The sequence below is a fragment of the Actinoplanes flavus genome, from assembly GCF_017592555.1.
GTDB lineage: Bacteria > Actinomycetota > Actinomycetes > Mycobacteriales > Micromonosporaceae > Actinoplanes > Actinoplanes flavus.
In genome coordinates this window covers 61,741-82,317 of record NZ_JAGFNS010000009.1, presented here as the reverse complement: position 1 = coordinate 82,317, position 20,577 = coordinate 61,741, and the positions used below count along the sequence as shown (strand labels likewise).

Here is a 20,577-nt window from a genome sequence, read left to right as displayed (position 1 = left end):
ATGACGGTGTGAACGGATCCCTAGGCTGAGCCCCTCGATGCTGGGGGTGATGCCGGAGGTGGTTCCCGCTCTGCACGGCCGGGAGGAACTGCTCGCGGCCCTCGACGCCCGGCTCGCGGCCGGTGGCGGGGTGGTCCTGCACGGGCCGCCCGGCATCGGCCGGTCCGCGCTGCTCGACACCGTCGCCGACCAGGCCGCGGCGCGAGGAGAACTCGTGCTCCGCCTGCGCCCGGCCCGCGGCGAACGGGCGCTCGCATACGCCGGGGTGGCCGACCTCGTCCACCAGGCCCCGGCGGAGGCGGTCGCCGCCCTGGCGCCCGCGCCACGGCACGCCCTCATCGCGCTGCGCCAGGGCCGGCCGTCCCGCACCGGGGCGCCGGCCCTCGCCCGGCGCCTGGTCATGCCCGAACTGCTGGCACACTGCGCCCGTACCTCCCCGGTGCTGCTGGTCCTCGACGACGCCCAGTGGCTCGACCCGGAGTCCGCCGACCTGATCGGCTACGCCATGCGCCGCCGCCCCGGGCCCCGGGTGCGGATGCTCGCCGCCGAACGCCGGCCCGGCCGGACCCGTGCCGCCCGGCTCTGCCCCGCCCCGGTCACCGAGCTGGAGGTGCCGCCGCTCTCCCCGGACGACCTCACCGCGCTGCTCGAAGCCCACGGGCTGCCCTGCCGCACCGCCAGTCAGCTGCACCAGGCCAGCGCCGGCAACCCGTTCCTGGCCCTCGCCCTGGGCGGTGCGATCGCGGCCGGGCCCACCTGGCGCGCGCCGTCGCTGCCCGAGCCGGTCCGCGAACTGGCCCGCGAACGGCTCGCCGAACTGCCCACCGAGACCCGGGACACCCTGCTGGTGGCGGCGCTGGCCACCGAGCCGACGGTCACCCTGCTGCTGCGCGCCGGGCGCGACGACGCGGTCCGGGACCTGCGGTCGGCCGCCGACGCCGGGATCGTCGAACTCACCGGCGAGCGGATCCGGTTCACCCCGCCGCTGCTCGCGCGGGTGCTCGCCGACGAGACCCCGGCCGCCGACCGTGGCCGGGTGCACGCGGATCTCGCCGCGGCGGCGTACGACCCGGTGGAGGCCCTGCGGCAGCAGGCCCTGCGGACCGCCCGGCCGGACCCCGACGTGGCCGCCGATCTGGCCGCCGCCGCCCGCCGCTGCGCGGAGCGCGGCGCCGAGCGCACCGCCGCCGAGCTGTACCTGCTCGCCGCCGACCGCTGCCCGCCGGACCGTTCCGCCGACCGTCTCGACTGGCTGGTCACCGCCGCCCGCACCGCCATCACCGGGGGTGTGCCGCTGGTCGCCGGGCGGGCCGCCGAGGCGGTCCTGGCCGCCGACGCGCCGCCCGCCCACCGGGTGCGGGCCCGGCTCGTGCTGCTCGACCTGGCCGGGCAGGCGCTGGCCGACATGGGGGAGACCTTCGCCGCGGCGCTCGCCGAGGCCGGCGACGACCCGGCGCTGGCCGCACCGGTCCGGCTGCGGCTCACCTGGACCGCGCTGCTCACCGGCGACCTGGAAGGCGGGGTCGCCGAGGCCCGCGAGGCGGAACGCGCGGCCCGCCTGGCCGGCGACCCGACCACCGAGTCGATGGCGCTCACCGCGCTCGCCCAGATCCAGCGGGTCCAGGGCGAACCCGGCTGGCGTGACACCCTGGAACGGGCGCTGCGGCTGCCCGCCACCCCGGCCCCGGACTGGCTGCACTACGGGCCGCACTACTTCGCCGCGCGCTTCGCGCTCTTCGACGACCGGCTCGACGAGGCCCGCGCCGGCCTGCTCAACCTGCTCGCGGTGGCCGAGCACGACCGGATCGGCGAGGCCCGAGTCGAGGTGCTCCGCAGCCTCTCCGAGGTGGCCACCCGGGCGGGCCGGTGCCAGGAGGCGTTACGGTACGCCCATCGCGCGGTCCGGGCGGCCCAGGAGGCGGGTCTGAGTCCCGGCCCGACGTGGTACACCGCCGCGGTGGCCGAACTGGCCGGCGGCAGCCTGGAAACGGCGGCCGGATTCGCCCGCCGGGGCATCCGCGCCTCCCGCCAGGAGGGCGACGGGCTCTACCTGCGGCGCAACCTGCACGCCCTGGGCCAGGCCGAGGTCCGCTCCGGCGACACCCGGGCCGGGGTGGCCACCCTGCGCCGGCTCCGCGACTCCGAGGCCGAGGCGGGCAGCGCCGACCCGATGATCGTGCGCTGGCGGGCCGACCTGGCCGCCGCGCTGGCGTCGGTCGGTGAGCACGCCGAGGCCGCCACCACCCTGGCGCTGGCCCGGCAGGCGGCCGAGGGGCTGGGCAGCAGCCCGGCGCTGGCCGGCTACCTGGACCGGGCGGCCGCCATCGTCAGCTCCGAATCCGGGCAGGCCGACACGGCCGCCGACCTGGCGACCGCCGCGGCCCGGCACTTCGAGCGGCTGCGGCAGCCGGTCGAACAGGCGCACGCGCTGCTGGTGGCCGGTGGGGCGGAACGGCGGCGGCGCCGGTACGCGGCCGCGCGGCAGGCGATCGGGGCGGCGCACCGGCTGTTCCGTACCACCGGGGCCCGGCCGTGGGCGCGCGAGGCGGAACTGACGCTGGCCCGGACCGAGGGCACACCGGACCAGGGACTGACCTCCACCGAGCTGCGGATCGCCGGGATGGTGCGGGACGGGGCCAGCAACCGGGAGATCGCCACCCGGCTCTACCTGAGCGTGAAGACCGTGGAGGCGACCCTCACCCGGGTCTACCGCAAGCTCGGCGTCCGGTCCCGGACCCAGCTTCTGACGGTGCTCGCGGTGGGGGAGATCACCAACCCCTCCTGACCTGCCCATTGGTAGCGGAGAGTGACGCGGGTTACCGGAATCCGGTGGTGGCCGTCACTTTCGTCTTCGGAGTTTTACCTGGTTGATTTGGGGCTGATGCGGGGACGGAGGATTGTTGTAGCCGGAAGCGACGAGGCTTTATCCGTCACTATCCGTCGAGGAGTTGCCATGCAGTTCATCCGTGACGCCCGAAACGCCATCCTCCACCGCGTCGCCGAGCGCCGCGCCCACCGCCGGCTCGCCGACGAGCTCGCGGCCTTCCGCACCGCCGCCGAACGCACCGAACTGGACCTGATGCTGGGCCGGCACAGCGCCGAGGAGACCGCCGAGATCCACGCGATTCTCAGCCGCCAGGACGCCGCCGGGGTCGCCGGCCGCTAGGACCGGGCAAGGTCCCGACCGTCCCGGGACCGCCCACGTGAAACCCCGGGCGCGCTGGTCGCGCCCGGGGTTCTCGCGTCTCCGAGGACCCCTGCGGGCCCGCGGATCCGACTAATGCGTAGGATCCTCGCGTTGTGGCGGCCATCCCCGCTCAGCGACCGGCCGCACCTCCGCACCGCCCAGAAGGCGGCGCCACCCGGCCGGCAGATCCGCCGGACGCCCAGATGCCCCACCCCATGATCCGGACGCCGGCGGATCCGCGCACCACCGCCGGTCATCGCGGCGAGGTCGCCCATCGCGCGAGCCGGGCCGAGCCGACCGCGACCAGCGCGCCGGTCCCGAGTTCCCCGGCCCGCGTGGGTGAACCACGGCGGCGACCGGCAGCAGCCGCAGAGCCCGGCGGGCGTAAGCGTGACGGCCACAACGAAAAGTGCCGCCCGGCGGGGACCGGGCGGCGCTTTTCACCTCGTCACTTCAGCTTCACCTTGAAGATCGGATCGGCGGCCAGCTTCTTGAACGAGGCCAGGCTCGCCGGGGTGCTGTCGATGCTGATGTCCCGGTCGCCCTCGTCGTCGGCCTTCGTGTCGAAGTGGACGATCGCCTTGATCGCGGGCCGCTTCCGCAGCTCCGGCAGGACGCTGTTGTAGACCGCGGTCTTGTCGGTGTTCTTGCCGATCCGGTGGTAGCCGCCCCACTCCGCGACCATGATCGGCTTGTTCTTGTGCTTGGTGGTCGCCCACTCGTAGAAGCCGGGGCCACCGCCCTTGGGCTTACGGTCGAGCAGGTCGGCGAAGGTGCCGTAGTGGTAGTAGCCCTTCTCGACCGAGACGTACGAGTCCAGGCCGATCCAGTCGACGACGTCGTCGCCCGGGTAGAGGTCCTTCCACCAGGACTGGGCCATCCACTTCTCGTTGCCCATGTAGGCCATCACGTTCACCACGTTGCCGGCGCCCTGGGCACGCAGCCGCTCGATGGTGTGCCGGTACATGGCGGCGTAGTCCTTGGCCTCCCAGCCGGAGCCGGCGGTGGCCTTGACGTCGTTCTCCGGCTCGTGGTGCAGGGCGAGGAAGACCGGCTTGTCGTACGCTTTGATCCGCTTGGCGAACGCGTCGATCCGCTTGTCCTGCTCACCCTTGGCGACCTTGGCCCAGGTGGAGCCGTACGCGATCTTCCAGTTGAGCAGCAGCACCCGCGGGTTGGCCGGGTCGTTGGTCATGGCGATCTCGGCCTTGGTGGGGAAGGCTTCGTCGCCCTTGTGGTAGGTGTGGAAGACCGTCGCGGTCCGGCCGGACAGCTTCTCCCAGTTCCGGTGCTCCACATCGCGCGGCTTGCTGGTGAACCCGCCGGCCGCGCCACCCCAGAGCACGCCACAGGACGGGACCAGCTTGGCGCCGGTGACACAGTCCTTGGCGGTGACCGGCGGCGTGGTCGCGGCCGCGGTGCCGATGATCAGCTTCGGTCCGCCGCCGGCCTTGTTCTCGGCCGACTGGAAACGCAGGGCGCCGTCGGTCAGCGACGACGACAGCGCGAGCGAGTAGGTGCCCGGGCCGGTGATCTCGGCGTTCAGGTTGAAACCGACCCGGGTGTCCGCCGCCTTCGGGCTGACCGACGCGATGGCCGGGCCTAGCTTCGGCGCGTTGCCGCCGGTCGTCTTGGCCTCGGTCCACGAGTCGTCGACCACGCGGGACACGGTCAGCTTGCCGGACGGCTTGGTCTCCGGGGTCAGGAACAGCGTCGCGCTCTTGACCTTGGTGCCGGCCGGGACGGTGAACTTCAGGAGGGCGGTCTTCGTCTCGTTGCCGATCCTGCCGACGGCGAGCTTCTCGTCCGACCCGAACGTCGTGGACGTGCGGGTGCTCGAGATGTAGGTGTCGTCGGCGGCCTGGATCGTGAGGTCGGAACCGGCCGCCGCGGCGGCGTTCGGCGCCACGACTACGGCGGCGGTTCCCGCGAATACGGCGGTCAGAGCTGTCAGAGACGTCGGCAGCTTGGCGCGTCGCAAAATGCCTCCCCTGGTCGTCCGGCACGTCGTGGGCCGGGCTTGGTGCCCGGCACGTCGTCAGCCGGGCTCGGCGCCCGGCGCGTCGTAAGCCGGGCTCGGTACCCGGCACGTCGTGGGCCGGGCTTGGCACCCGGCGCGTCGGCGGCGGGCTTGGTGCCCGGCACGTCGACGGCCGGGCATGGCGCCCGGCGGGTTGGCGGCCGGGCACGGTCTCCGGCATGTCGTCGGCCGGATGTGGTCTCCGGGCGCGTCGTGGACCGGATACGTGAGACATGTTCCGGGCCGGGAGTTGTGCGCCCGGTGCCCGTGCCGGTGCCGGCCGGTTGCGGGTTCACCGGCCCCGATTGGGCGATCCGCTTGCACCGGACGCCCCGGGCCGGTAGCCAGAGGGAATGAACTTGATCATCGACGGCCACAACGACCTGCCGATGCGCCTGCGTGAGTGGCACGGATCGGCCGTGGCCGGACTGGAGAAGGAACGACCACCGCTGCACACCGACCTGCCACGGCTGCGGGCCGGCGGGGTGGGCGGCCAGTTCTGGTCCGTCTACGTGCCGTCCGACCTGTCCGAACCCGAGGCGGTCACCAGCACCCTCGAACAGATCGACCTGGTGCAGCGGATGGTCGCCGCCTACCCGGACGACCTCGCGATCGCCTACACGTCAGCGGACGTGGAACGAGCCATGGCGAACGGGCGGATCGCCTCGCTGATCGGCGTCGAAGGTGGGCACTGCCTGGGCGGTTCGCTCGGCGTGCTGCGCTCCCTGGCCCGCCTCGGCATCCGCTACGTGACCCTCACCCACAACCACCACACGTCGTGGGCGGACTCGGCCACCCAGGATCCGGTGCACGGCGGCCTGACGGCCGAAGGGCGAGCGATCGTACGGGAGATGCAGCGTCTCGGCGTGCTCGTCGACCTGTCGCACGTCTCCGCCGACACGATGCGCGACGCCCTCGACGAAGCGGTCGCCCCGGTGATCTTCAGTCACTCCGGCGCCCGGGCCGTCACCGACCATCCCCGCAACGTCCCCGACGACGTACTGTCCCGCCTGCCCGCCAACGGCGGCGTCATCCAGCTCACCTTCGTCTCGTTCTTCGTCTCCGCGGCCGTCCGCGACTGGATGCGCTCCGCCGACGCCGCATGGGAACGCCTCGGCCTGCCACCGTTCGCCGAGAACTGGCCGCGCGGCCCGCGCCCCGGCGAGGACCCCGCCCGGGTGCCCACGTCGCCGATCACCGACCACGCCGACGAGCCGGCCTTCCACGCGTGGCTGGCGGCCAACCCGAAGCCCACCGCCACCGTCGCCGAGGTGGCCGACCACGTCGAACACGCCCGCGAGGTGGCCGGCGTCGACCACATCGGCATCGGCGGCGACTTCGACGGCACCGCCGAAGTCCCCACCGGACTGTCCGACGTCGCCGCCTACCCCCGCCTGCTAGCCGAACTGCGCGATCGTGGCTGGTCCCCCCTCGACCTGGAGAAACTCGCCAACCGCAACATCCTCCGCGCCTTGCGCGACGCCGAAGAACACGCAACAGACCCACTCTGGCCCCGCTGACATCCTTCCGGTACGGCGCTCCCACCCCGACCGGGCGGCCGACACCGCACGGTCCGCCCCGGGCGGCCGACACCGCACGGGCCACCGGGCCCGACTGGTTCCCAGCCCTGTCCCCACCGCATCGATAGCCTGACCGGGCGGCTGACGCCACACGGGCCCGCAGGTCCGGCTAATTCTCAGAGCTGTTTCAACCGCATCGAAACAGCTCTCACAGCCAGCTGCGAAGATCCAGCTGGCTGTGGGAGCTGACACAAACCCGTCGAGGCGCTGAGAGCCAGCCGGCAAGCGCGACCACAGTGCACAGCCATTCGAACGGACGGGTCCACCGCTCCGCCGGTTCCCCGCGGGAATCTGTCGGGTCAAGCCTTCGCCGCGCCCGCCGGGCTGAGGCCGTTGGCCACCCCCGCCCACTCACGCCGACAACGTCGACGCTGGCGAACGCGAGGGCCGGGTGATGGTCGGGGCGACGAATTCGGCATCGGTCGAGCGTGAAGTCGGGCAGGCCGTCGGGGGTCGGGAGGGGCAGGCGGCGGGCCGGACGGGCGTCGGGGGAGCGAGGCCCGTCCGGTCGGCCGATTACGGCGTCAGCAGGGACCGTAGGCGCTTTGCCTCCTGGGTCAGGCGGGCCGAGCCTGGTCGGGCCGCCTCCGCGGCGAGACCGGGGATCTCGCCGCGGGCGCTGATCGTGACGGCCACCTGGCTGGCCAGCTCCAGCAGGTCGGGCAGCGACCGCGGCTTGGCCGCCAACAGCTCGGGCAGCGCCGCGGTGAGCAGCTCCCAGACGGCCACCGATGCACCCGCCCGGTGAGCGTCGGCGAGTCCGGGGACGACCCGGCTCAGCTTGACCGTGCCGTCCGAACAGAGATCGCCTAGCACGGCCCCGACCGCACCGGCGAAGGTCGCGCCTCTCCCGGCCGCCCCGGGGCGCCCCGCCGCGGTGCGGCCCTCGGTGGCGGTCGGCCCCTGGGCAGCGGAGGAGCCCGCGGTGGCGGGACCCTCGGCGCCGGAGGCCGTGGTGGCGGTCAGGCCCTGGGCGGTGGGGGCCGTAGTGGCGGGACCCCCGGCGGAGGAGGCCGCAGCGGTGGGACCGTCGGCGGAGGGCGCCGTGGTGGCGGTTGGGTCGTCGGCGGTGAGGGAGGCCGTAACGGCGAGGCCCTCGGCGGTGAGGGCCGTGGTGGCGGTTGGGTCGTCGGCGGTGGGGGAGACCGCGGTGGCCGCGAGGGTCAGGAAGGCGTCGACGGCGGCGGCCCGGTCGGGTTCGTGCTTGGCGCCGAAGGTGTAGGCCAGCGCCGTCGCCATGGCCGGGCCGATCGGGCCGGTGCCGTCGGCCAGCAGGGGCAGCAGCCGGCCGGGGCCTTTCTGGCCCTGGTCGGCCGCCGACGCCACCTCGCCCAGCGCCCAGGCCGCGGCCACCTCCCGGTGGTGTGGCAGGACCATGGCCAGCACCTCCTCGGCGCCCTTGAAGTCGTCCGGCATGTAGACCGGGTACTTGAACGGGTCGAGCGTCAGCAACTGCCGCTCGAGGCGCAGACCGCCGTCGCGGGACGGGCGCAGCCGGGCGGCCAGCCGGCGGGGCACCGGGGCGTCCCAGGTGTAGCCGCCGTGGGCTCTCCGGTCGCCGAACTGGGTGAAGGGCTCGCTGACCGGGTCGGGCAGGCCGCCGGAGGCCAGCCACTGGGCGAACTGTCGCCCGGCGGCGGAGGCCAGCGCCGCGGCGCCGGCGGCCACCTCGGGCGGGACGGGTGCGCGGGGCAGCCGCAGCAGGGCCTGCTCCAGGTCGAAGGGCCACGGCTGCCAGCCCTCCGCGTCGGCCCGGGACAGCCGCTCCAGCAGGGCCGCCGGGTCGAGGCTGCCGTTCACCCGGGTGGGGGTGGCGACCAGCATCGGCATCATCGACCCGTTGAGGTGCACGGCGACCTCGGCGGCACGCAGCGCCAGGACACCGTCGGGCCGGTCGGAGAGCTTCGAGTCGACTCCGCCGCGGCGGCCCTCCTGCCAGGCGACCCGGACGGCGCTGTACAGCCGCTGGTGGGTGCTGTCGTGGCGGGGTGCGTCGATCACCATCCGGATGGCGGTGGCCAGGCAGACGAACGGCGAGCCGGAGTTCCACTGGCTCTCGGCGAACCAGCCGGGGTACCGCTTCATCACCGGGGTGAGGGCGGTCGCCAGCGTGTCCCGCCCGTCCCTGGCGTGCAGCGCGACGAGCGCGGCGAGGACCCGCTCCCAGCGGACGCCGGACTGCTCGTGCAGCAGCGCCACCACCTCCTCGGCCAGCTCGGCGGCGGTCGCGATCGGTGGCGGCATCTGCGCGGGCCCGGCCGGTGGCGGCAGCGACGGCACACCGGTGGACCCGGCCTCCGGGGTGGCGACGCCGAACAGCTCCGCGGCACGGGCCGGAAGGTCGCCGGTGAGGACCTGGGCGGCGTCCGCGAGCCGGGCGAGCAGCTCCGGCCCGAGGCGCGGGGCCTGCTTGCCGATCAGGGTCAGCGCCCGCTCCTGGAGCTCGAGAGCCGGGTGCCCGAACGCGACGGCGATCGTCTCGAACACCTCCCCGGCCCGGCCCGGCTCCCGCCGAGCCACCTTCTCCAGCCAGGAGATCTGTGCCTTGACCAGCGTCTTCTCCTTGCGCAGGAGAACCGTGGCGCTGGTGTCGAGCAGCGTTTCCCGATCGAGGCGCCCGGCATCGTCCAGAGTGCGCAGAGCCCGCTGGGCCAGCGTCGCCACCGGGCCGGCGCTGTCGGCGAGCATGCGCGCGTAGTCGAGCGCGTGCCCGGCGATCTCGTCGACGGTCGGCGCCAGTTCGTCGTGCAGCAGCACGAACGGGCGCAGCGCGTTGGGCTTGTCGCCCCGGACCAGCCGGTCGACGAGCGCGGTCAGGATGTCCTTGCGCTCCAGGCGGCCTTCGGCGACCAGCGACACGACCGCGGTGGGGAAGTGGTGGGCGGGGCTCGGCGGGCCCTCCGGCTCACCCCACGAGGAGTGGGTGATGTCGGCGCCCAGGCCGTCCATTTCGAAGACGGCGGGCAGGAGGAGATCGAGGTACGGGTCCTCCCGCATCCGCACGTTCAACGGCGGGCGCTCCCGGCCCCGGTCGCCCCGGGAACGCAGGAGGGCGAGCAGCCAGCCGTGCACGATCCCCTCGGTGACCGGCGGCTCGACCCCGCCGGCCCGCATGATCGACGCGAGGACCGACCACTCCCCGGTGTCGAAGTTGGTGCGGGTGGGCAGGCGCCGGGTCAGTCGGGTGCCCAGGTCGCCGAGCCAGTCCAGCTTGCGGGCTCGGGCGATCGCGAGGAAGTGGTCGACCGGGATCAGCCGCCACCTGTCCCGCAGGCTGCGGTGGTTGAGCAGGGTGGCGGCCTTGGCGACGCTGGGCGCCGTGCCGATGACGGCCAGCGCGTACGCCGGAGCGGGGTTGACCTCGGCCCGCCACCACACCCGCGGGTCGGCGCCCTTGACAGCGGCCTCGACCGTCTTGAAGTAGGCGAGCCGCTCCTCCTCGCTGATGTGCAGCAGCAGCCGGGCCGCTCCGACGTGGTCGCCGGACTGGACGCGGCGGTCGAGCATGTCCACGGCGAGCGTCATGCCGTGGCCTCCGCGGCGTCCAGGTCGGCGGTCTCTCCGGCGAGGACCATGCGCACGGCGAGGGCGTGCTTGCACGGGCCCCGGTCGCCGCGGTGCTTGGCCCACCACGGGCAGGTGCAGGAGGTGGCGTCGCGGACGTGGTACGTCTCGGTGCCGCTGACCACCACGGACACCTCCGGCCCGGGGGTGACCGCCCCGGCCGTGACCAGGGCGCGGGCGCCGGCCAGGCGGGGGTTCATCTTCTCCACCACGTCGGCCGAGTAGGGCAGGGTGCGGTGGAAGTAGCCGGCCTCGGCCACGTCGTAGCCGACCCGCCCGGACGTGCCGAGCTGGGTGAGCGCGTCACGGACCCGGCGGGCGTCCAGCCCGGAGGCGACCGCGAGCGCGTCCACGTCGACCGTCGGGTCCCAGGAGAGCAGGGCGCTGATCAGGTCGGCGTCGTCGGCCGCCTCGTCACTGGCCAGCGAGTCGAGCACGGCGCCCTCGCCGGAGAACCCCCGGTACGGCTCCGGCGACAGGGTCAGCGACAACCGCAGCGACGGCATGCTCAGCTCCCAGGTGCTGGCGACCGGACCGCTGCCCGCCGCGACGGCCGGACCGTAGACGGCGAGGCGTGTCGCGTACCGGAGGAAGGGTTTGAGGGCGGCGAGGCGCCCGGCGCCCGGCAGGCAGACCGCGCCCGGCGTGGGCCGGGAGGTGAAGCGCAGCGAACGCCCGGCCGGAACCGCCCAGAGCACCGATTTGTCGGTGGCCGGGAGCCGGTTGAGCAGAATCCGCGCCTCGGCGACGCCGATCTCGGCCCGCGGGTCGAAGCGGGCGGTCAGCACCTGCGCCTCGGCGAAGCCGCGCAGCCAGCGCGACGGCAGCGGCACCTTCCGCTCCACCAGCTCGCCGTCGAAGGTGGTGACGGTGAGGTCGTCGGGGCCGACCGCGACGTGCATCGGGTCGGCCCGGCCGACCCGGGTGAGCGCCCGCTGCAGGGGCAGGTTGACGTCCACGTTGGTGGTGCCGTGCGCGACGATGTCGCCGTCGAGGCCGGCGGGCAGCACGTCCATCCGGGCGTAGACGCCGCAGCAGCCGGAGAACGACTCGAACCGCAGCCGGTCCGAGCCGGCCGTGACGACCGGGTCGAGGCTGGCCGGTGGCAGGGGCCGGAAATACCGGGTGCGGGCGACCTCGGCGACCGCCAGCAGGCCGGTGGCCGCGGCGCCGGGGTCGGTGAGGAAGCCGGTGAAGAAGCGGGGGTGCGCCGCCGGGCCACCGGAAGTCTGCAGGGTGAGGCCGTCGTCGAGGGCCGACGAGCCGAGGTACGAGTACGCCGCGGAAACCATGCCGCAGAACCTAGATGCCGGGTACGACATTTTCGAAAGCCCCGAAACGACGCGGCCGGTTCAACGGAGTGAGAAGGGGGACACCCGGGTACACCGGCCCTGGACGGGGACTAACCTCGCGGGCAGGGTAACGACCCGGCCGGTTCGCGGGTGCCGGGCACCGGATCGTGCCACGATTTCTGCGTCGTCCAGGTTCGGAGTGGGAGAGATGAGCGAACGCGTTTCCGACAGCGCCGAGTGGCAGAGCCTCCAGGGGCTCGCCGAGAAGTTCTCGGCGGTGCATCTGCGTGACCTGTTCGGCAGCGACCCGCAGCGCGGCGAGCGCTACGCCGCCGAGGTCGCCGGGCTGTATGTCGACTACAGCAAGAACCTGGTCACCGACGAGGTGCTGAGCGCCCTGTTCGCGCTGGCCCGGCGGGCGAGGCTGGCCGAGCGGGTCACCGCGATGTTCTCCGGCGAGCACATCAACATCACCGAGGACCGGGCCGTCCTGCACACCGCGCTGCGGCTGCCGCGCGACGCCTCGCTCGTGGTCGACGGCCAGGACGTGGTGGCCGACGTGCACGAGGTGCTGGACCGGATGGGCGCCTTCGCGGAGAAGGTCCGCTCCGGGGAGTGGAAGGGCTCCACCGGCCAGCGCATCAGGACCGTGGTGAACATCGGCATCGGCGGCTCCGACCTGGGCCCCGTGATGGCCTACGAGGCGCTGAAGGACTACGCGCAGCGCGACATCGAGTGCCGGTTCGTCTCCAACATCGACCCCACCGACCTGTTCGAGAAGACCCGCGACCTGGACCCGGCCACCACCCTGTTCATCGTGGTGTCCAAGACCTTCACCACCCAGGAGACGCTGACCAACGCCAAAGAGGCGCGATCCTGGCTGCTCAAGGGCCTCGCGTCGGGAGACGAGGCGGTCGCCAGGCACTTCGTGGCGGTCAGCACCAACGCCGCGAAGGTCGCCGACTTCGGCATCGACACGGCGAACATGTTCGGCTTCTGGGACTGGGTCGGCGGCCGCTACTCGCTGCCGTCCGCGGTCGGCCTCTCCGTCATGATCGCGATCGGCCGGGAGCGCTTCGCCGAGATGCTCTCCGGCTACCACGCCGTCGACGAGCACTTCCGCAGCGCCCCGCTGGAGGAGAACGTCCCGGCCCTGCTCGGCCTGCTCAACGTCTGGTACGACACGTTCCTCGGCGCGCAGTCGCACGCCGTGCTGCCCTACGCGCAGTACCTTCACCGGTTCGCCGCCTACCTCCAGCAGCTCACCATGGAGAGCAACGGCAAGTCGGTGCGGCTGTCCGGCGAGCCGGTCACCTTCCAGACCGGCGAGGTGTTCTGGGGCGAGCCCGGCACCAACGGCCAGCACGCCTTCTACCAGCTGATCCACCAGGGCACCAAGCTGATCCCGGCGGACTTCATCGGTTTCAGCGTGCCGAACCACGACATCGGCGAGATGCACGACCTGTTCATGTCGAACTTCCTGGCCCAGACCGGGGCGCTGGCCTTCGGTCGGACGCTGGAGCAGGTGCAGGCCGAGGGCACCGACCCGAAGGTGGCGCCGCACCGGGTGATGCAGGGCAACCATCCGACCACCACGATCCTGGCGGAGAAGCTGACGCCGGCGACGTTCGGGCAGCTGGTGGCGCTCTACGAACACATCACCTTCACGCAGGGCGTGATCTGGGAGATCAACTCGTTCGACCAGTGGGGTGTCGAGCTCGGCAAGGTGATGGCCAACCAGCTGGCGCCGAAGCTGACCTCGTCCGCCGCGCCCGCCGCCGACGCCGACTCGTCGACGAACACACTGATCAAGCGGTACCGGTCCCAGCGCGGCCGCTGATTTCTGTCGTACCCCGCTTCTAGGCTCAGGGTCGTGGACGTGAACACGGCCCTGAGCCTTCGTATGACGAGCCTTCTTCTCGGCCCGCGCTCCCAGCCCGACGTGCTGGGTGTCGCGGAGTGGTTCGGCGCCATGCAGGCGCAGGATCTCAACAGCGTCCTCTGGTCGCTCGGCGCCCGCCTCCCCGGCACCACCCTGCCCGAGGTGGTGGCGGCGACCGAGCGGGGCGACGTCGTGCGGACCTGGCCGATGCGCGGCACGGTCCATCTCGTGCCCTCGGCCGACGCCCACTGGATGCTGGAGCTGACCGGGGTGCGCGCGCTGGCCGGCGCGGCCAAGCGGCGCGAGCAGATCGGCCTCAGCGGCGACGACGCCGAGCGGGCGGTGGAGATTCTCGGGTCGGCGCTGGCCGGCGGCGGCCGGCGGACGCGGTCCTGGTGCCTGGCCGCCCTCCGGGAGGGCGGGGTCGAGGTCTCCGGGCAGCGCGGTTACCACCTGTTGTGGTTCGCGGCCCAGCGCGGCGTGACGGCGATCGCGCCCAACGAGGGGGCCGAGCAGACGTTCGTGCTGCTCGACGACTGGGCGAAGAAGCGCAACGACCCGTCCCGGGAGGAGGCGCTGGCGATCCTGGCCCACCGCTACTTCCGGTCGCACGGTCCCACCACGATCAAGGACTTCGCCGGCTGGACCGGGTTGACGGTGACCGACGCGCGGGCCGGGGTGGCGGCCGCCGGGCTGACAGCCGTCGATGTCGAGGGCGTGGCGATGTGGGCCGATCCGGCGGTGCTCGACGCCGGCCCGGTGACCGGTTGGTGGGCGCTGCCGGGCTTCGACGAGTTCCTGCTGGGTTACAAGGACCGGTCGATGATGGCCACCGCCGAGCAGCTGGCCCGGGTGGTGCCGGGCGGCAACGGCGTCTTCCAGTCCACGTTGGTGCGTGACGGCCGGGTGATGGCCACCTGGAAACGCACGCTGGGGAAGACGGCGGTCACCGTGACGGTGCAGCCGATGGCCGAGTTCGATCTCGACGACGCACGGGCGGCTCTGGAGCCGTTCGCCGCCTTCGTGGGACTACCACTCAAATTTACTGTTAAGAACCCTTGATATTTACGTATGTGAACTCCAGGATGTGCTCACACACTCGTACGCCGTCGAGGAGTTCACATGAGGCTGCGCCGAAAGTTGCTGGCCGTGGTCGTCGGAGCGGGGGTGGTGCTGGGCTCGGCAGTGGCCTTCACCGCCACCGGCAACGCGGCCGTCACCTGCTCCACGACCGTGTGGGCGGAGGGCAACACCTACACCGCGGGCACCCAGGTCACCTACCAGTCCAACCTGTACCAAGCGCTGGTCACCCACACGGCGCACGTCGGCGCCGGGTGGAACCCGGCCGCCACCCCATCGCTGTGGAAGTCGCTGGGCGCCTGCACGGGCGGCGGCACCCCCTCGCCGTCGCCGTCGGTCTCCTCGTCTTCGGCGAGCCCGTCTCCTTCGGTCTCGGTCAGCCCGTCCACCTCCCCGTCGACCCCCGTCGGGTGCGGGCTGCGCGGCCGCCCGGCCGGCAAGGTCCTCCAGGGCTACTGGGAGAACTGGGACGGCGCCTCCAACGGCGTGCACCCCGGCCTCGGCTGGATCCCGGTCAACGACAGCCGGATCACCCAGCACGGCTACAACGTGCTGATGGCCGCCTTCCCGGTGATCCGCTCGGACGGCACCGTCCTGTGGGAGAACGGGATGGACGCCGGGGTCAAGGTCCCGACCGCCGCCGAGATCTGCGCGGCCAAGGCCCAGGGCGCCACCGTCCTGATGTCCATCGGTGGCGCGGCCGCCGGCATCGACCTGAGCTCCAGCGCCGTCGCCGACCGGTTCGTGGCGACCATCGTGCCGATCCTGAAGCAGTACAACTTCGACGGTATCGACATCGACATCGAGACCGGGCTCACCGGCAGCGGCAGCATCACCACCCTGTCCACCTCGCAGGCGAACCTGATCCGCATCATCGACGGGGTGCTGGCGGCCATGCCGTCGAACTTCGGCCTCACCATGGCGCCGGAGACGGCGTACGTGACCGGCGGCAGCGTCACCTACGGCTCGATCTGGGGCTCGTACCTGCCGATCATCAAGAAGTACCTGGACAACGGCCGCCTGTGGTGGCTCAACATGCAGTACTACAACGGCAGCATGTACGGCTGCGCCGGCGACTCCTACTCGGCCGGCACCGTGCAGGGCTTCACCGTCCAGACCCAGTGCCTCGCCAACGGCCTCACCATCCAGGGCACGACCATCCGGATCCCGGTCGACAAGCAGGTCCCCGGGCTGCCCGCCCAGACCGGCGCCGGCGGCGGGTACATGACGCCGGCCCTGGTGTCGCAGGCGTACAACAGCGTCCCCGGTCTCAAGGGCCTGATGACCTGGTCGATCAACTGGGACGGGTCGAAGGGCTGGACCTTCGGCGACAACGTCAAGGCCCTCCAGGGTCGCTGAGCTCCTCTCCGCCACCCTTCCCGGGCCGTCCCCGGGAAGGGTGGCACCATTCTGTTGACATGCGGGAAAGGGCTTTCTAGCGTACGGATTTCATCGATCAGGAGGAATCCCATGAAGCGGCGTTCCGTGATCTCCCTATCCGCGGTGGCGCTCGCCGCCCCGCACGTCGCCGAGGCGCGGGCGGCGGCCGGTTTCGAGGGCCCCTCCGTGATCACCGGCAACCTTCCGGTCTACTACGAGCGCCTCCGGGACGAGCTCACCTTCCCCCTCGCCTGGTCGCGCACCCGCCACCCCGACTTCCGGTCCTGGAAGCGCCGCGCCCGCGCCCAGTTCGAGACGCTGCTCTGCGAGCCCGCCGACCACACCCCCTTCCGGCCCGAGATCGTCGACGAGCAGCCGGCGCCCGGGTACCGCCGCCGTCAGCTGATCTTCAACGTCACCCGGAACAGCCGCGTCCGCGCCACCATGCTGATCCCCGACGGCCCCGGCCCGTTCCCGGCCGCCCTGCTGCTGCACGACCACGGCGCGAGGTTCGACATCGGCAAGGAGAAGCTGATCGAACCCTGGTACGACGACACCCGCCGGGCCTCCGCCCAGGCCTGGGCCGACCGCTACTTCAGCGGCCGCTTCGTCGGCGACCACCTGGCCTCCCGCGGCTACGCCGTCCTCGCCGTCGACGCCCTCGGCTGGGGCGACCGCGGCGGCCTCACCTACGAGAGCCAGCAGGCGCTGGCGAGCAACCTCTACCACCTCGGCTCGTCGCCGGCCGGCCTGATGGCCCGCGAGGACGCCCGTGCCGCCGCCCTGCTGTCCACCCTGCCCGAGGTCGATCCGCACCGGGTCGCCGCGGTCGGCTTCTCCATGGGCGGTTACCGTGCGTGGCAGGTAGCCGCCCTCTCCGACCACATCGCGGCGACCGTCTCCGCCTGCTGGATGACCGGCCTCAAGGAGATGATGGTGCCCGGCAACAACACGCTCCGTGGCCAGTCAGCGTTCTACATGCTGCATCCCGGCCTCTACCGCCACCTCGACATCCCCGACGTGGCGAGCCTCGCCGCCCCGCGCCCGATGTACCTGACCGACGGCGAACTCGACCCCCTCTTCACCCCCGAGGGCATCGCCGTCGCCCACGCGAAGATGGCCGCCGTCTGGTCCTCCCAGCACGCCGGATCCCGCCTGCGCACGAAGACGTGGCCCGGCCTCGGCCACGTCTTCACCGCCGAGATGCAGGACGACGCCTTCACCTGGCTCGACGGCCACCTCTGAAAACCCTGGACAGACAAGATCAAAGTCCACCCCTTTCCCGGTACGCGTGACGCCGTCCCGCCTCATCAGGGCAGTCCCGCCCGGTCGGCGCGAGCCGCTGCCCACTCCCGCCTGTGCCGCGCCCGCCGGGCGTAGATCGGTGGTCCAGCCCATCCGTGCCCGGGCGCCGCACGGGTCAGGTCCGGCTGGCTTTCAGCGTTGTCTCAAGCGCGTCCGAACAGCTCTCACTGCCGGCTGGACCACCGAGCTCAGCCCGGCGGGCGCGGCACAGGCGGGAGTGGCAGCGGATCGCGTGGCTCGGCGGAACGGCCCTGGATCATGGGGGACGGGGCCGGGCGTACCGGGAAGGGGGGTGGGGATTCTGGTCCTTCACCGCCGGGTCCGGACGGCGCGCGCCCAGGCGCTGGCCGGGGACCTCGATGTAACGGTGGGTGAGCCACGAGATGCCCAGGACGGTGGCCAGATAGGCGGCCGCCAGCAGAGGATCGGGCACGCGGGAACGCAGGACCGGGCCGGCCAGCTCGATCACCACGAAGTGGACCAGGTAGATCGAATAGCTGAGCACACCGATCCGGGCCAGCCAGCGGGGCGTGTGCCGACGGCGCAGAAGGCGGCCGGCCGCGAAGGCGCCGGCGAAGGTCAGGAGGGTGAGCACCGAGCGGGTCACGTAACGCGGGGTGAGCGCGTTCAGGGCGGCCAGCTCACCGAGCCAGACGGTCAGCAGCGCGGCCGCCACCACGGCGATCACCACGGTCGCCCGCCGCCATGACGTGTGGCCGTGGTCGGCGCGGTGGATCACCGAGCCGGTGAACATCACGGCCACGATCAGCAGGCCGTCGCGGGCGTGCGCCGGGTCCATGTCGAACAGCAGCAGGCCGAGTGTCAGCGCGCCCAGCAGCAGTCCGCCCGCGATCTCCGCCCGGCGTCGACCGGACAGCACCCCGGCCAGCCCGGCCGCCAGGATCACCGCGCCGGGCACCGCGATCTCACCCAGCCGCAGCGGGACCAGCGGGGCCGTCGCCGCGCCGAGCACGGCCAGGATCACCGGTGGGAGGAGGGAACGCTGCGCCCGTACCGTGAAAAGGGTCGTCACGAGAAGGTAGAAGGCCATCTCGAAGGAGAGCGTCCAGAACACCGGCGTGACCAGCGGCACACCCAGCAGGAACGGCAGCATGGTCGCGTGGCCCACCGCCGTGGAGCCGACGTTCGCGGGCGGGTGGGCGACCACCAGGACCGCGATCACGGCCAGGTAGAGCGGCAGCAGACGGCGGGCCCGGCTCAGCCAGAACGCGCGCAGATCGCCGTGCCGCTCCAATGAGGCCGGAATGATGTAGCCGCTGACCAGGAAGAACAGCATCACCCCGGCGGTGCCGGCGTGCAGCCACTCACCGGTGACCGCGCGCAGATCGGTGAAGACGAAGCGGGTCAGATGCGCATAGATCACCAGCAGTACGGCGACGGCGCGCAGCCCGTCGAGCCACGCCATCCTTGGTGCGGTCATCGGAAAAAGATAGTTGACTGACCTTCATGTCGATTTGGACCAGTGAACTCGCCGGCACCCTGCATCAGGACACGATCGAGTCGCGGTTGCTGCGGGACAATCCGCTCGGCGATCCGCACGTGCGGCCGCTGTGGGTCTACACCCCGCCCGGCTACGAGCAGGGCGACCAACGGTGCCCGAGCATCTACGTCATCCAGGGCTACTCGGGCCAGGTCACCATGTGGGGGAACCGGGAGCCGTTCCGGGAGCCGTTCATCGAGACCGCCGACCGGGTGTTCGCCGAGGGGCGCGCGCCGGGATGCGTGCTCGTCTATGTGGACGCGTGGACGGCCTACGGCGGCTCGCAGTACGTCGACTCGCCCGGCACCGGCAAGTACCACTCCTACCTGTGCGACGAGGTGGTGCCGTACGTCGACGCCCACTACCGGACGTTGCCGGACCGTGAGTCGCGGGCCATCACCGGCAAGTCGTCCGGCGGCTTCGGCGCGATGATCACCCCGATGCTGCGCCCCGACCTGTTCGGAGCCCTGGCCACCCACGCCGGCGACGCCCTGTACGAGTACTGCTACCTCCCCGACTTCGGCAAGTGCGTCCGCTACCTGCGCGACTACGACGGCGACATCCTGGCCTGGTGGAAGGACTTCCAGTCGCGGGTGCCGTTCACCAAGGAGGAGGACATGCCGTTCTGCCTCCTCCTGGGCTGCACCGCGGCGTTCTCCGCCGACCCGGACGGCACCCCGCGGCTGCCGTTCGACCCCCGGACCGGGCAGCTCAAACCGGAGCTGTGGGAGCGCTGGCTGGCGTGGGACCCGATCCGGATGATCGACCGGTACGCCGACGAGCTGCGTTCCCTGCGCGCCGTCTGGATCGACGCCGGCACCCGCGACGAGTGGTTCCTGGATCTGGGCGCCGAGGCGTTCCGGGACGGTCTGCGGCGGATCGGCGTACCGGAGGAGAAGATCGCGTTCGAGCTGTTCCCGGCCAAGCACGGCGGCATCGGCTTCCGCTACCCGATGGCCGTCGAGTGGCTGGCTAACCGCCTGCTCAGATGAGCCCCCGCCAGCAGGCACGGACGCCGTGCGCGCGCAGGATCCGGAGACAGTCGTCGAGGGCCCGGCGGCCACCCACCGCGACCGGGGTGCCACCGGAGTAGCCGGCGTGCATCACGAGCAGCACCGCGTGGCGCAGCTCGACCCCGGGCAGCGCGTGCCACAAAGCGGTGACCGTCGAGTCGAGGGTCTGCTCCGGGTCGGAGCCGAGAACGACCGCCTGGCCGGTGTCGTCGCCGTCCAGGCGCACCGGGCCGGGATCGGCCGGCACGCCCTGGACGAGCGGCCACAGCTCGTCCACCAGAGCGGTGAGGTCGGCGTCCGCCCGGAAGTCCCGGCCCGGCGGCCGTGGCGGGTTGAGCGGCGGCTCGTCCGAGTGAAACGGCTCCGCGCACGCCGCACAGCGGCCGAGCAGGTGACCGGCCTGCCGGGCCATCTCACCGTGCCGCTGCGCGCCGTGCACCACGTTGGCGAACGGGCCGGCGGCGTGCCGCGACCGCACCTCCCGCTTGACCCGGCGGGCCGCCTCGAACGCGTCCGGCCCGCGCAGGTGCAGCACCTCGGACGGCTCGCCGGTCAGATAGCGGTCCAGGAAGGCGAGCGCCAGGGGGTGGCCGGCCTCGTGATACTCCGGCCACAGGCAGCGGACGTCGGCGCCCGACAGCGTGACCCGATGGCGGCACACGATCCGCAGCCCGGCCCGCGCGATCGCCCGCTCCACGGACCCGGTCAGCCCGAGCCGCAGACAGTCCGGTTTGAGCAGCAGAAAGGCCCTGGGGTGATCCACCAGACAGACC

Annotated in this window: 13 protein-coding genes; 8 read left to right on the top strand and 5 right to left on the bottom strand. The window is 72.5% G+C overall.

Annotated features, from left to right (window positions below):
* The first annotated feature begins 49 nt into the window (after positions 1-49).
* Together J5X75_RS15365 and J5X75_RS15360 are read left to right on the top strand one after the other, a co-directional pair.
* Positions 50-2,785 carry a helix-turn-helix transcriptional regulator gene (locus J5X75_RS15365; RefSeq protein WP_208468077.1) on the top strand — a complete coding sequence of 912 codons (2,736 nt, stop codon included), beginning with the start codon at positions 50-52 and terminating at the stop codon, positions 2,783-2,785.
* 168 nt (positions 2,786-2,953) lie between these two features.
* Complete coding sequence (locus tag J5X75_RS15360; protein WP_208468076.1) at positions 2,954-3,166, top strand: hypothetical protein; 213 nt, start codon at positions 2,954-2,956, stop codon at positions 3,164-3,166.
* A 469-nt stretch (positions 3,167-3,635) separates the two neighbouring features.
* Here J5X75_RS15360 and J5X75_RS15355 read toward each other — a convergent pair whose 3' ends face one another.
* Positions 3,636-5,168, bottom strand: coding sequence for a CBM96 family carbohydrate-binding protein (locus tag J5X75_RS15355; RefSeq protein ID WP_208468075.1), 1,533 nt, complete (start codon positions 5,166-5,168; stop codon positions 3,636-3,638).
* Between the two features lie 392 nt (positions 5,169-5,560).
* Here J5X75_RS15355 and J5X75_RS15350 point away from each other — a divergent pair, with 392 nt between their 5' ends.
* Positions 5,561-6,727 carry a dipeptidase gene (locus tag J5X75_RS15350; RefSeq protein ID WP_208468074.1) on the top strand — a complete coding sequence of 389 codons (1,167 nt, stop codon included), beginning with the start codon at positions 5,561-5,563 and terminating at the stop codon, positions 6,725-6,727.
* 576 nt (positions 6,728-7,303) lie between these two features.
* Here the strand turns inward: J5X75_RS15350 and J5X75_RS45445 are convergent.
* Both J5X75_RS45445 and J5X75_RS15340 read right to left on the bottom strand, forming a co-directional pair.
* A complete protein-coding gene (locus tag J5X75_RS45445) occupies positions 7,304-10,312 on the bottom strand; it encodes a DUF6493 family protein (RefSeq protein ID WP_208468073.1) in 3,009 nt (1,002 codons plus the stop codon).
* Positions 10,309-11,643 (bottom strand): SWIM zinc finger family protein, encoded by a 1,335-nt coding sequence (locus J5X75_RS15340; protein ID WP_208468072.1) that lies wholly within the window; start codon positions 11,641-11,643, stop codon positions 10,309-10,311. The genes J5X75_RS45445 and J5X75_RS15340 overlap by 4 nt, the downstream gene beginning before the upstream one ends.
* A gap of 208 nt (positions 11,644-11,851) precedes the next feature.
* Here J5X75_RS15340 and pgi point away from each other — a divergent pair, with 208 nt between their 5' ends.
* The 4 genes from pgi to J5X75_RS15320 all read left to right on the top strand — a co-directional run bounded on the left by pgi (position 11,852) and on the right by J5X75_RS15320 (position 17,230).
* Positions 11,852-13,483, top strand: coding sequence for a glucose-6-phosphate isomerase (gene pgi, locus J5X75_RS15335; RefSeq protein WP_208468071.1), 1,632 nt, complete (start codon positions 11,852-11,854; stop codon positions 13,481-13,483).
* A gap of 33 nt (positions 13,484-13,516) precedes the next feature.
* Positions 13,517-14,587, top strand: a complete 1,071-nt coding sequence (locus J5X75_RS15330; protein ID WP_307798096.1) for a winged helix DNA-binding domain-containing protein — start codon at positions 13,517-13,519, stop codon at positions 14,585-14,587.
* A gap of 60 nt (positions 14,588-14,647) precedes the next feature.
* Positions 14,648-15,964 carry a carbohydrate-binding protein gene (locus tag J5X75_RS15325; protein ID WP_208468070.1) on the top strand — a complete coding sequence of 439 codons (1,317 nt, stop codon included), beginning with the start codon at positions 14,648-14,650 and terminating at the stop codon, positions 15,962-15,964.
* 111 nt (positions 15,965-16,075) lie between these two features.
* Complete coding sequence (locus tag J5X75_RS15320; RefSeq protein ID WP_208468069.1) at positions 16,076-17,230, top strand: dienelactone hydrolase family protein; 1,155 nt, start codon at positions 16,076-16,078, stop codon at positions 17,228-17,230.
* A 316-nt stretch (positions 17,231-17,546) separates the two neighbouring features.
* Here J5X75_RS15320 and J5X75_RS15315 read toward each other — a convergent pair whose 3' ends face one another.
* Positions 17,547-18,731 carry an acyltransferase family protein gene (locus J5X75_RS15315; RefSeq protein WP_208468068.1) on the bottom strand — a complete coding sequence of 395 codons (1,185 nt, stop codon included), beginning with the start codon at positions 18,729-18,731 and terminating at the stop codon, positions 17,547-17,549.
* Positions 18,732-18,757: 26 nt separating this feature from the next.
* Between J5X75_RS15315 and J5X75_RS15310 the strand changes: the two genes are divergently transcribed.
* Positions 18,758-19,783, top strand: coding sequence for an alpha/beta hydrolase (locus J5X75_RS15310; RefSeq protein ID WP_208468067.1), 1,026 nt, complete (start codon positions 18,758-18,760; stop codon positions 19,781-19,783).
* Here the strand turns inward: J5X75_RS15310 and J5X75_RS15305 are convergent.
* On the bottom strand, positions 19,776-20,567 hold the full coding sequence (locus J5X75_RS15305; RefSeq protein WP_208468066.1) for a nucleoside-diphosphate kinase: 792 nt from the start codon (positions 20,565-20,567) through the stop codon (positions 19,776-19,778). The genes J5X75_RS15310 and J5X75_RS15305 overlap by 8 nt on opposite strands.
* Positions 20,568-20,577 lie beyond the last annotated feature (10 nt).

What these genes read in the sequence shown, in the direction of transcription:
- J5X75_RS15365 (WP_208468077.1), top strand. Translation starts at nt 50, where the DNA reads ATGCCGGAGGTGGTTCCCGCTCTGCACGGCCGGGAGGAACTGCTCGCG.
- J5X75_RS15360 (WP_208468076.1), top strand. Translation starts at nt 2,954, where the DNA reads ATGCAGTTCATCCGTGACGCCCGAAACGCCATCCTCCACCGCGTCGCC.
- J5X75_RS15350 (WP_208468074.1), top strand. Translation starts at nt 5,561, where the DNA reads ATGAACTTGATCATCGACGGCCACAACGACCTGCCGATGCGCCTGCGT.
- J5X75_RS45445 (WP_208468073.1), bottom strand. Translation starts at nt 10,312, where the DNA reads ATGACGCTCGCCGTGGACATGCTCGACCGCCGCGTCCAGTCCGGCGAC.
- J5X75_RS15340 (WP_208468072.1), bottom strand. Translation starts at nt 11,643, where the DNA reads ATGGTTTCCGCGGCGTACTCGTACCTCGGCTCGTCGGCCCTCGACGAC.
- pgi (WP_208468071.1), top strand. Translation starts at nt 11,852, where the DNA reads ATGAGCGAACGCGTTTCCGACAGCGCCGAGTGGCAGAGCCTCCAGGGG.
- J5X75_RS15325 (WP_208468070.1), top strand. Translation starts at nt 14,648, where the DNA reads ATGAGGCTGCGCCGAAAGTTGCTGGCCGTGGTCGTCGGAGCGGGGGTG.
- J5X75_RS15320 (WP_208468069.1), top strand. Translation starts at nt 16,076, where the DNA reads ATGAAGCGGCGTTCCGTGATCTCCCTATCCGCGGTGGCGCTCGCCGCC.
- J5X75_RS15315 (WP_208468068.1), bottom strand. Translation starts at nt 18,731, where the DNA reads ATGACCGCACCAAGGATGGCGTGGCTCGACGGGCTGCGCGCCGTCGCC.
- J5X75_RS15310 (WP_208468067.1), top strand. Translation starts at nt 18,758, where the DNA reads ATGTCGATTTGGACCAGTGAACTCGCCGGCACCCTGCATCAGGACACG.